Annotated in this window: 13 protein-coding genes; all 13 read left to right on the forward strand. The window is 65.3% G+C overall.

Going from position 1 to position 11163, the window contains the following annotated elements; translation table 11 throughout:
• On the forward strand, positions 1-649 hold a 649-nt coding region (locus ACK42S_RS11280; RefSeq protein WP_409707178.1), incomplete at its 5' end, for a GntR family transcriptional regulator.
• Between the two features lie 87 nt (positions 650-736).
• Positions 737-1165 (forward strand): succinate dehydrogenase, cytochrome b556 subunit, encoded by a 429-nt coding sequence (gene sdhC / locus ACK42S_RS11285; protein ID WP_409707181.1) that lies wholly within the window; start codon positions 737-739, stop codon positions 1163-1165.
• A gap of 38 nt (positions 1166-1203) precedes the next feature.
• Complete coding sequence (gene sdhD / locus ACK42S_RS11290) at positions 1204-1566, forward strand: succinate dehydrogenase, hydrophobic membrane anchor protein (protein WP_409707184.1); 363 nt, start codon at positions 1204-1206, stop codon at positions 1564-1566.
• Positions 1567-3366: a succinate dehydrogenase flavoprotein subunit gene (sdhA, locus tag ACK42S_RS11295; protein ID WP_409707186.1), complete on the forward strand. Its 1800-nt coding sequence runs from the start codon at positions 1567-1569 to the stop codon at positions 3364-3366. It begins immediately after the preceding gene.
• A gap of 22 nt (positions 3367-3388) precedes the next feature.
• Positions 3389-4093 carry a succinate dehydrogenase iron-sulfur subunit gene (locus tag ACK42S_RS11300; protein WP_409707189.1) on the forward strand — a complete coding sequence of 235 codons (705 nt, stop codon included), beginning with the start codon at positions 3389-3391 and terminating at the stop codon, positions 4091-4093.
• A 37-nt stretch (positions 4094-4130) separates the two neighbouring features.
• A complete protein-coding gene (locus tag ACK42S_RS11305; protein WP_409663385.1) occupies positions 4131-4400 on the forward strand; it encodes a succinate dehydrogenase assembly factor 2 in 270 nt (89 codons plus the stop codon).
• Between the two features lie 29 nt (positions 4401-4429).
• Entirely contained in the window at positions 4430-5743 is a 1314-nt protein-coding gene (locus ACK42S_RS11310; protein WP_409707192.1) for a citrate synthase, read from the forward strand.
• Between the two features lie 133 nt (positions 5744-5876).
• Positions 5877-7286, forward strand: a complete 1410-nt coding sequence (leuC, locus tag ACK42S_RS11315; RefSeq protein WP_409707195.1) for a 3-isopropylmalate dehydratase large subunit — start codon at positions 5877-5879, stop codon at positions 7284-7286.
• A gap of 14 nt (positions 7287-7300) precedes the next feature.
• On the forward strand, positions 7301-7432 hold the full coding sequence (locus ACK42S_RS11320; protein WP_409707197.1) for an entericidin A/B family lipoprotein: 132 nt from the start codon (positions 7301-7303) through the stop codon (positions 7430-7432).
• 4 nt (positions 7433-7436) lie between these two features.
• Entirely contained in the window at positions 7437-8087 is a 651-nt protein-coding gene (gene leuD / locus ACK42S_RS11325) for a 3-isopropylmalate dehydratase small subunit (protein WP_409707200.1), read from the forward strand.
• Between the two features lie 35 nt (positions 8088-8122).
• A complete protein-coding gene (gene leuB, locus ACK42S_RS11330) occupies positions 8123-9202 on the forward strand; it encodes a 3-isopropylmalate dehydrogenase (protein WP_409707203.1) in 1080 nt (359 codons plus the stop codon).
• Between the two features lie 89 nt (positions 9203-9291).
• Complete coding sequence (gene asd / locus ACK42S_RS11335) at positions 9292-10425, forward strand: aspartate-semialdehyde dehydrogenase (RefSeq protein ID WP_409707206.1); 1134 nt, start codon at positions 9292-9294, stop codon at positions 10423-10425.
• Between the two features lie 312 nt (positions 10426-10737).
• On the forward strand, positions 10738-11163 hold a 426-nt coding region (locus tag ACK42S_RS11340; protein WP_409707209.1), incomplete at its 3' end, for a FimV family protein.

The following is an 11163-nucleotide window of genomic DNA, read 5'->3' on the forward strand; positions in this document are numbered from 1 at the left end:
GTGGCGCCCGGGTGAGGCCATCCCGAGCGAGGTCGAGCTGGCGGCACGCTTTCGCGTCAGTCAGGGCACGGTACGCAAGGCCATCGACGAGCTGGCGGCCGAAAACCTGCTGGTTCGCCGCCAGGGCAAGGGCACCTTTGTGGCCACCCACGCCGAGGAGCGCGTGCAGTACCGCTTTCTGCGCCTCACGCCCGACGAGCCGGGCGGTGCCCCGTTCGAGCGCCGCGTGATCGACTGCCGCCGTCTGCGCGCCCCGGCCGAGGTGGCGCGTGCCCTGGAGCTCAAGTCCGGCGATGCGGCCCTGCAGATCCGCCGCCTGCTCAGCGCGCGGGGGGCGCCGGTGGTGCTCGACGATATCTGGCTCAACGGTCAGCTCTTCAAGGGGCTGACGGCCGAACGCCTGGGCGAGTATCGCGGGCCCATGTACGCGCTGTTCGAGACGGAATTCGGCGTGCGCATGATCCGCGCCGAAGAGAAGTTGCGTGCGGTGGCCGCCGACGAGGCCTGCGCCGCCTTGCTCCAGGTCGAACTCGGCTATCCCCTGCTCAGCGTGGAGCGATTGTCCCTGACGTATGGTGACCGCCCGGTGGAGTTCCGCCGGGGGCTATACAACACCGCCACCCACTATTACCGCAACGAGCTGCAATGACGGTGCGTTGCTCGCAATGTCGGCGATCCGGTGCTGTTGCGTTGCAATAAAATCAACCAGTTTCACATCTGTTACACAAGGTTGGGTATGCCTGAGATCGCCAAAGAAAGACCGGTCTACCGAAACATCCATGTCACGGAGATCATCAAGTACCGGCTGCCTGCGGCCGGCATCGTGTCCATCCTGCACCGCATCAGCGGCGCGCTGATGTTCCTGCTGATGCCGCTGGTCATTTGGATGTTCGACACCAGCGTGAGCTCGCAGGTCTCCTTCGATCGCTTCGCCAGTGCCTTTCAGGTGGGCCTGGGTATCGTGCCCGGCTGGCTGCTCAAGCTGATCGTGCTGGCGTTGATCTGGGCCTACCTGCACCATTTCATCGCCGGCATCCGCCACCTCTGGATGGACGTCTACCACACCGTCTCGAAGGAACAGGGCCGCAGCTCCGCCATCTTCACGCTGGCGTCGAGCCTGCTGCTGACGGTGGTGCTCGGTGCCAAGCTCTTCGGCCTGTACTGAGCCGGGGCGATACAGAACAACAGGAACGGAATCCCGCGATGAGCAAGAACTACGGATCCAAGCGCCTGGTGGTCGGGGCGCATTACGGTTTTCGCGACTGGCTGGCCCAGCGCGTCACGGCGGCGCTGATGGCGCTGTTCACCCTCGTCCTGCTCGTGCAGGTCCTGATGCCCGGAGAGCTGGGCTATGACCGCTGGGCTGGCATCTTCTCGAGCCAGTGGATGAAGGTGCTGACCTTCACCGTGATCATCTCGCTGCTCTACCACGCGTGGGTGGGTATGCGCGACATCTGGATGGACTACGTGAAGCCCGTGGGCATCAAGCTCGTGCTGCAGGTGTTCACGATCGTGTGGCTGGTCGGCTGCGCCGGCTGGGCGATCCAGGTGTTGTGGAGGCTGTAAATGCAAATCGGAACTTCTCTGCCCAAGCGCAAGTTTGACGTCGTCATCGTCGGAGCCGGCGGCTCCGGCATGCGGGCTTCCCTGCAGCTCGCGTTGGCCGGCCTGAACGTGGCCGTGCTGTCCAAGGTCTTCCCGACCCGTTCCCACACCGTGGCGGCCCAGGGCGGCATCGGCGCCTCGCTGGGCAACATGTCGGAAGACAACTGGCATTTCCATTTTTACGATACCGTCAAGGGCTCGGACTGGCTGGGTGACCAGGACGCCATCGAGTTCATGTGCCGTGAGGCCCCCAAGGTCGTGTACGAACTCGAACACTTCGGCATGCCCTTCGACCGCAACCCGGACGGCACGATCTACCAGCGCCCCTTCGGCGGCCACACGGCCAACTACGGCGAGAAGCCGGTCCAGCGCGCCTGTGCCGCGGCCGACCGCACCGGCCACGCCATGCTGCACACGCTGTACCAGCAGAACGTCAAGGCCCGCACGCAGTTCTTCGTCGAATGGATGGCGCTGGACCTGATCCGTGACGCGGATGGCGACGTCGTGGGCGTGACGGCACTCGAGATGGAAACCGGCGACGTGCACATCCTCGAAGCCAAGACCGTGCTGCTGGCCACCGGCGGCGCCGGGCGCATCTATGCGGCCTCCACGAACGCCTTCATCAACACCGGCGATGGCCTGGGCATGGCCGCGCGTGCCGGCATCCCGCTCGAAGACATGGAGTTCTGGCAGTTCCACCCCACCGGCGTGGCCGGCGCGGGCGTGCTGCTGACCGAGGGTTGCCGCGGCGAAGGCGCGATCTTGCGCAACTGCAACGGCGAGCGCTTCATGGAGCGCTATGCGCCCACCCTGAAGGATCTCGCCCCGCGCGACTTCGTCTCGCGCTGCATGGACCAGGAGATCAAGGAAGGCCGCGGCTGCGGTCCCAACAAGGACTATGTGGTCCTCGACATGACCCACCTGGGTGCCGAGACCATCATGAAGCGTCTGCCCTCGGTCTACGAGATCGGCCACAACTTCGCCAACGTCGACATCACCAAGGAGCCGATCCCCGTGGTGCCCACCATCCACTACCAGATGGGCGGCATCCCGACCAACATCCATGGGCAGGTGGTCGTTCCCAAGAACGGGAACCCCAACAGCGTGGTGCCGGGTCTGTATGCGGTGGGTGAGTGCTCCTGCGTGAGCGTGCACGGCGCCAACCGCCTGGGCACCAACTCGCTGCTCGACCTGTTGGTTTTCGGCCGTGCGGCCGGCAACCACATCGTCGAGACCCTCAAAAAGGAGCCCAAGGCCCACAATCCCCTGCCCCAGGATGCGGCCGACCGCTCGCTGGCGCGCCTGGCGCGCCTGGAGGCCAGCACCTCGGGCGAGTACGCCCAAGACGTGGCCAACGACATCCGCAAGACCATGCAGCAGCACGCTGGCGTGTTCCGCACGCAGGCCAGCATGGACGAGGGCGTGCGCAAGATTGCCGAGATCGCCGAGCGCGTGAAGGCGATCGCACTGAAGGACAAGTCCAAGGTGTTCAACACCGCCCGCATCGAGGCGCTGGAGGTCGAGAACCTGATCGAGGCCGCGCAGGCGACGATCGTGTCGGCGGCAGCCCGCAAGGAAAGCCGCGGTGCCCACACGGTGAACGACTACGGTGATACGCCGGAGTTCCCCAACGGCCGCAACGACCGCGACTGGTTGAAGCACACGTTGTGGTACAGCGAGGGTAACCGTCTCGAGTACAAGCCGGTGAATCTCAAGCCGCTGACCGTCGATTCCATCGAACCCAAGGTCCGTTCCTTCTGAAGTCTGCGCCCGGAGTACCCCCATGACCCTGCGAACCTTCCAGATCTATCGCTACGACCCGGACAAGGACGCCAAGCCCTACATGCAGACCCTGCAGGTGGAGCTCGACGGCTCCGAGCGCATGCTGCTGGACGCTCTCGTCAAGCTCAAGGCCGTCGATCCCACACTGTCCTTCCGCCGGTCCTGCCGCGAGGGCGTGTGCGGCTCGGACGCGATGAACATCAACGGCAAGAACGGCCTGGCTTGCCTGACGAACATGCGCACGCTGCCCGAGGTGGTGGTGCTCAAGCCGCTGCCGGGTTTGCCGGTGGTGCGCGACCTCATTGTCGACATGACGCAGTTCTTCAAGCAATACCACTCGATCAAGCCGTATCTCGTCAACGACACGCCGCCGCCCGAGAAGGAGCGCCTGCAGTCGCCCGAGGAGCGTGACGAGCTCAACGGCCTGTACGAATGCATCCTGTGCGCGAGCTGCTCCACGAGCTGCCCGAGCTTCTGGTGGAATCCGGACAAGTTCGTCGGCCCGGCCGGCCTGCTGCAGGCCTACCGATTCATCGCCGACAGCCGCGATCAGGCCACGAGCGAGCGTCTCGACAACCTCGAGGATCCGTACCGCCTGTTCCGCTGCCACACCATCATGAACTGTGTGGACGTCTGCCCCAAGAGCCTGAACCCCACGAAGGCCATCGGGAAGATCAAGGAGCTGATGGTGCGCCGCGCCGTCTGAGGCGCTCGCGTGCCGTGATAAGGTCCCTGCAAGCTGCATGATGGACACTGCACTCGACGAACGCTCGCTGAGCAAGCTGCGCTGGCGCTGCCGGCGTGGCCTGCTCGAGAACGACCTGTTCATCGAGCGCTTCTTCGCACGCCACGGGTCGACGATCACGGTGCGCCAGGCCGAGGGGCTGCAGGCCCTGATGGAGCTGGCCGACAACGACCTGCTGGATCTGCTGCTGGCCCGCAAGGAGCCGCAGGGCGAACTCGATCGCGCCGAGGTGCGCGAAGTGCTGGCCCTGCTGCGTCGGCGCGGATGACGTTTTTTGGATAGCCTCAAGGAAGAGCCATGACACCGTCTGATGTGAAAGCCACCCTGTCGTTCTCGGACGGCAGCCCCTCGATGGAGCTCCCCATCTACAAGGGCACGATCGGCCCGGACGTGATCGACATCCGCAAGCTCTACGCGCAGACGGGCAAGTTCACCTACGACCCCGGCTTCCTGTCTACTGCCTCGTGCAATTCGTCGATCACCTACATTGACGGCGACAAGGGCGAGCTGCTCTACCGCGGCTACCCGATCGAGCAACTGGCCGAGCACTGCGACTTCCTCGACACCTGCTACCTGCTGCTGTACGGGGAGTTGCCCAACGCCGCCCAGAAGAAGGACTTCGACTCGCGCGTGACCAACCACACGATGGTCAACGAGCAGATGCAGTTCTTCCTGCGTGGTTTCCGCCGCGATGCCCATCCGATGGCCGTGCTCACCGGCCTGGTGGGCGGCATGTCGGCCTTCTATCACGACAGCACCGACATCAACAACCCGCAGCACCGCGAGATCTCGGCGATCCGTCTGATCGCCAAGATGCCCACGCTGGTGGCCATGGCCTACAAGTACTCCATCGGCCAGCCCTACATCTACCCGAAAAACTCGCTGTCGTACACCGCGAACTTCCTGCGCATGATGTTCGCGACGCCCTGCGAGGAATACGAGCCCAACGACGTGCTGGTGCGTGCCCTGGACCGCATCTTCATCCTGCACGCCGACCACGAGCAGAACGCCTCCACCTCCACGGTGCGCCTGTGCGGGTCTTCGGGCACCAACCCGTTTGCTGCGATCGCCGCCGGCGTGGCCTGCCTGTGGGGTCCGGCCCACGGCGGGGCCAACGAGGCTTGCCTGAACATGCTGGAGGACATCCAGAAGATGGGCGGCGTGGCCAAGATCGGCGAGTTCATCGCCAAGGTCAAGGACAAGAACTCGGGCGTGCGCCTGATGGGCTTCGGCCACCGCGTCTACAAGAACTACGACCCGCGTGCCAAGCTGATGCGCGAGACCTGCCACGAGGTGCTGGGCGAGCTCGGCCTGGGCAACGACCCGCTGTTCAAGCTCGCCATGGAGCTCGAGAAGATCGCGCTGGAAGACGAATACTTCGTGGCCCGCAAGCTCTACCCGAACGTCGACTTCTACTCGGGCATCGTCCAGCGCGCCATCGGCATTCCGGTGAGCCTGTTCACGGCCATTTTCGCGCTGGCCCGCACGGTGGGCTGGATCGCCCAGCTCAACGAGATGATCAGCGACCCGGAGTACAAGATCGGCCGTCCGCGCCAGCTCTTCGTCGGCTCGCCCAAGCGCGAGGTGAAACCCCTAGCCCAGCGGGGCTGACGCAGGGGCCGGGCCGCCCCTGGCGGTCTGAGCGGATCCCCACCTCCCAACCCCGGCCCCGAGCCGGGGTTTTTGCTTGCAAAAGCTTAAAATCATTCGTTCACCACCCACGAGGCTGCACCGAGAGCTTGCTATGGGCCGCACGCTGTACGACAAGATCTGGGACGAGCATGTCGTCCACACCGAGGAAGATGGCACGGCCATCCTCTACATCGACCGCCACCTGCTGCATGAGGTGACGAGCCCGCAGGCCTTCGAGGGGCTGGAGGTGGCCGGTCGCAAGGTCTGGCGCCTGTCGGCCAACCTGGCGGTGAGTGATCACAACGTGCCCACGACCGACCGCAGCCAGGGCATTGCCGACCCGATTTCTCGCCTGCAGGTCGAGACGCTGGACCGCAACTGCGACCGGCTGGGCATCACGCAGTTCAAGATGAACGACAAGCGCCAGGGCATCGTGCACGTGATCGGCCCGGAGCAGGGCGCCACGCTGCCGGGCATGACGGTGGTCTGCGGCGACTCCCATACTTCCACCCACGGGGCCTTCGGCGCACTGGCCCACGGCATCGGCACCAGCGAGGTCGAGCACGTGCTGGCCACCCAGACGCTGCTGGCCAAGAAGGCCAAGAACATGCTGATCAAGGTGGAAGGGCAGCTTCCCAGGGGCTGTAGCGCCAAGGACATCGTGCTGGCCGTCATCGGCCGCATCGGCACGGCCGGCGGCACCGGCTACACGATCGAATTCGCCGGCAGTGCGATTCGCGCGCTCAGCATGGAGGGCCGCATGACGGTGTGCAACATGGCCATCGAGGCCGGCGCGCGTGCCGGCCTGGTGGCGGTGGACGACACCACGATCCAGTACGTCAAAGGGCGCCCGTATTCGCCCACGGGCGTGGAGTGGGATCAGGCCGTGGCCTACTGGCGCACCCTGCATTCGGACCCGGACGCGCACTGGGATGCGGTGGTCGAGCTCGACGCCAGCCAAATCCGCCCGCAGGTGACCTGGGGCACCTCGCCCGAGATGGTCGTCTCGATCGACGACTGCGTGCCCGACCCCGAGCGGGAAAAAGATGCCGTCAGACGCAGCGCGATGGAGCGGGCTCTGCAGTACATGGCCCTCGAGCCGAACAAGCCGGTGTCGGACATCCGCGTCGACAAAGTCTTCATCGGCTCGTGCACCAACTCGCGCATCGAAGACCTGCGCGAGGCGGCGGCCGTCGTGCGCCGCCTCGGGGGCAAGGTGGCGGCCAACGTGAAGCTGGCGATGGTCGTGCCCGGCTCGGGCCTGGTGAAGGAACAAGCCGAGCGCGAGGGCCTGGATCAGGTCTTCAAGGCGGCTGGCTTCGAATGGCGTGAGCCGGGCTGCTCGATGTGCTTGGCGATGAATGCCGACCGTCTTGAACCGGGTGAGCGCTGCGCCTCCACGTCCAACCGCAACTTCGAGGGGCGGCAGGGTGCCGGCGGGCGCACCCACCTGGTCAGCCCGGCGATGGCTGCGGCGGCGGCCATCGAGGGCCACTTCGTCGATGTGCGCCGCATTGCCTGAGGGGAGACCGAGCCATGAGACATCTGTGGATCATGCTGATGGTGACGGCTTTCGGATTGGCCGGCTGCAACACCATCGAAGGGCTGGGCAAGGATGTCCAGAAGGTCGGCGAGAAGATGGAAGAGGCGGCCAGCCGCAAGAAGTGATCTCATGAAGCCCTTTACCGTTCACAAAGGCGTGGTGGCGCCCATCGATCGTGAGAACGTCGATACTGACGCCATCATCCCCAAGCAGTTCTTGAAGTCGATCAAGCGCACGGGCTTTGGTCCGAACCTGTTCGACGAATGGCGCTACCTCGACCGCGGCGAGCCGGGGCAGGATCCGGCCACGCGCAAACCGAACCCGGACTTCGTGCTGAACCAGCCGCGCTACCAGGGCGCGTCAGTGCTGCTTGCCCGCAAGAACTTCGGCTGCGGCTCCAGCCGCGAGCACGCCCCCTGGGCGATCGAGCAATACGGCTTTCGCGCGTTGATCGCGCCGAGCTTTGCCGACATCTTCTTCAACAACTGCTTCAAGAACGGGCTGCTGCCCATCGTGTTGCCCGAGCACGAGGTGGCCCGGCTGTTCGACGAGGTGTATGCCTTCGTCGGCTATGAGCTCACGATCGATCTGCCTCGGCAGGTGGTGCTCAAGCCCGACGGCACCGAACTGGCCTTCGAGGTGCAGGCCTTTCGCAAGTACTGCCTGCTCAACGGCTTCGACGACATCGGCCTGACCCTGCGGCACGCCGACAAAATCAAGGCCTTCGAGGCCGAACGCCTGGCGCGCAAGCCCTGGCTCAACCACCGGCTGGTCGGCTGAGGCTGGCCACGGGTCTCAAGAACACAAGGACGACCATGAAGATCGCAGTCCTGCCGGGTGACGGCATCGGCACCGAAATCGTGGCCGAGGCCGTCAAGGTGCTTGGCTCGCTCGACCTGCACTTCGAGATGGAGCAGGCCCTGGTGGGCGGCGCCGCCTACGAGGCGCACGGCCATCCGCTGCCCGAACCCACCCTGGCGCTGGCGCAGCAGGCCGACGCCGTGCTTTTCGGTGCCGTGGGCGACTGGAAGTACGACAAGCTCGAGCGTGCGCTGCGTCCCGAGCAGGCTATCCTGGGTCTGCGCAAGCACCTGCAGCTCTTTGCCAACTTCCGCCCCGCGATCTGCTACGAGCAGCTCACCCACGCCTCCAGCCTCAAGCCCGAGCTGGTGGCCGGGCTGGACATCCTCATCATCCGCGAACTCACCGGCGACATCTACTTCGGCCAGCCCCGCGGCCGCCGGGCATCGGCCGACGGTGCCTTCCAGGGGGCGCCGGAGGCCTTCGACACGATGCGCTACAGCCGCCCCGAGATCGAGCGCATCGCCCATGTGGCCTTCCAGGCCGCCCGCAAGCGTGGCAGGAAGGTCACCAGTGTCGACAAGGCCAATGTGCTGGAGACCTTCCAGTTCTGGAAGGATGTGGTCACCGAGGTGCATGCGCAGTACCCGGACGTGGAACTCGAGCACATGTACGTCGACAACGCTGCGATGCAGTTGGTGAAGGCGCCGAAGAAATTCGACGTGATCGTCACCGGCAACATGTTCGGCGACATCCTGTCCGACGAGGCCGCGATGTTGACGGGCTCGATCGGCATGCTGCCCTCGGCCTCTCTCAACGACCGCGGGCAGGGCCTGTACGAACCCAGCCACGGCTCGGCGCCCGACATTGCGGGGCGGGGTGTGGCCAATCCGCTGGCCACCATCCTGAGTGCGGCGATGATGCTGCGCTTCAGCCTGAACCAGGCCGAGGCGGCCGACCGCATCGAACGCGCCGTGCAGGAGGTGCTGGCCCAAGGCCTGCGCACGGCCGACATTTTCAGCGAAGGCACCACCCGCGTGGGCACGAAGGAGATGGGCGACGCTGTGGTCGCCCGACTGAAAGCGCAGGGCTGAGCCCCCAAGTCCGGCCCCGGGCGCCGGCATTCGGGGAATCCGGTGGAACGAATCCACATCCTCTTGGCAACTTCTGGCGATAGACAACGATGGCAACGACTTTGGTAGGTTTGGTGGGCTGGCGTGGCATGGTCGGTTCGGTGCTCATGGATCGCATGCGCGCCGAAGGTGATTTCGACCTGATCGAACCCCTGTTCTTCAGCACCAGCAATGCGGGCGGTGCCGCCCCGGACATGGCAAAGAACGAGACGACGCTGAGGGACGCCTTCGACATCGAGGCGCTCAAGCGTTGCGACATCATCCTGACGGCCCAGGGCGGCGACTACACCTCCGAGGTCTTCCCCAAGCTGCGCGCCGCCGGCTGGAAAGGCCACTGGATCGATGCGGCCTCGACGCTGCGCATGAAGGACGATGCCGTCATCATTCTCGACCCGGTGAACCTGCCGGTGATCAAGAATGCGCTGGCCAAAGGCGGGCGCAACTGGATCGGGGGCAACTGCACCGTGAGCTGCATGCTCATGGGGGTGGGTGCGCTGTACAAGGCCGGGTTGGTCGAGTGGATGAGCACGATGACCTACCAGGCTGCCTCGGGCGGGGGGGCGCAGCACATGCGCGAGCTGCTCACGCAATTTGGCACACTCAACGCCGAAGTGCGCGCCCTGCTGGACGACCCCAAAAGTGCCATTCTCGAGATCGACCGGCGCATCATCGCCAAGCAGCGCAGCCTGTCGGCCGAGGAGGTGGCCCACTTCGGCGTGCCCCTGGGCGGCTCACTGATCCCCTGGATCGACAAGGACCTGGGCAACGGGGTGAGCCGTGAGGAATGGAAAGGCGGGGCCGAGACCAACAAGATCCTGGGCATCGGCGAAGGCTTCGGTACGCCGGCGATTCCCGTGGACGGCTTTTGCGTGCGCATCGGCGCGATGCGCTGCCACAGCCAGGCCCTGACCTTCAAGCTGAAGAAGGATGTGCCACTGGCCGACATCGAGGCGATGATTGCCGCTGACAATGCCTGGGTGAAAGTGGTGCCCAACACCCGCGAGGACACCCTGCGCGACCTCACCCCGGTGGCCGTCACCGGCACGCTGACCATCCCGGTGGGGCGTCTGCGCAAGCTGGCCATGGGGCCCGATTACCTCGGTGCCTTCACGATCGGCGATCAGCTCCTCTGGGGGGCTGCTGAACCGCTGCGCCGCATGCTGCGCATCATCATCGAACAATAAAGAGTCTCAGGGGTGTGGCGTGCGGCCCACAGTTCGTGCAATGTTTCCGGCTATCGGGGCTGGCGCGAATGTCAGCCATTGCATGAGCTTGTCATCGTATCTGCTTGATGCTATTGTGATTTCTGTCTTTCCTGCGGAAAATTCATAAATATCGATGACTCTGCAGGCCTGCTTGCGCGCTGGCGGCTTGTTTCATTGGGAGACGCCTTGAAACCATCTTCACGTTCCCTAGGGCGTTTCGCTCTGTCCGGGGTGGCTGCGGCCGCCATGTTTCTGGCGGCCGGTCCGGCCGCGGCGTTGGGTCTGGGCCGAGTGACGGTCCAGTCTGCGCTCGGCGAGGCACTGCGGGCGGAAATCGACATCACCAGCCTCACGCCGGAGGAGGCGGCCAACCTGCAGGCTCGCGTCGCGGCGCCCGATGCCTACCGGGCCGCCGGAGTCGAGTACAACGCCGTCCTCACCGGCACACGCGTCACCCTCGAGCGCCGGCCCGACGGTCGGCCCTACCTGCGGGTCTTCAGCGACCGTGCGGTCCAGGAGCCCTTCGTCGACGTGATCCTCGAGCTGTCCTGGACGTCGGGCCGGCTGGTGCGCGAGTACACCTTGCTGCTCGACCCGCCATCGTCCACGCGCCGGGCGGCCACGCCGGCTACCGCACCGATCATCGGTGCGACGCCGCCTGCGCCGCTGAGTCCTCCGGCAGCGACGCCACCGGCTACCGCAGCCCGTCCGGCGGCA

The sequence above is a fragment of the Caldimonas sp. genome (assembly GCF_046289365.1).
Taxonomy (GTDB): Bacteria; Pseudomonadota; Gammaproteobacteria; order Burkholderiales; family Burkholderiaceae_C; genus Caldimonas.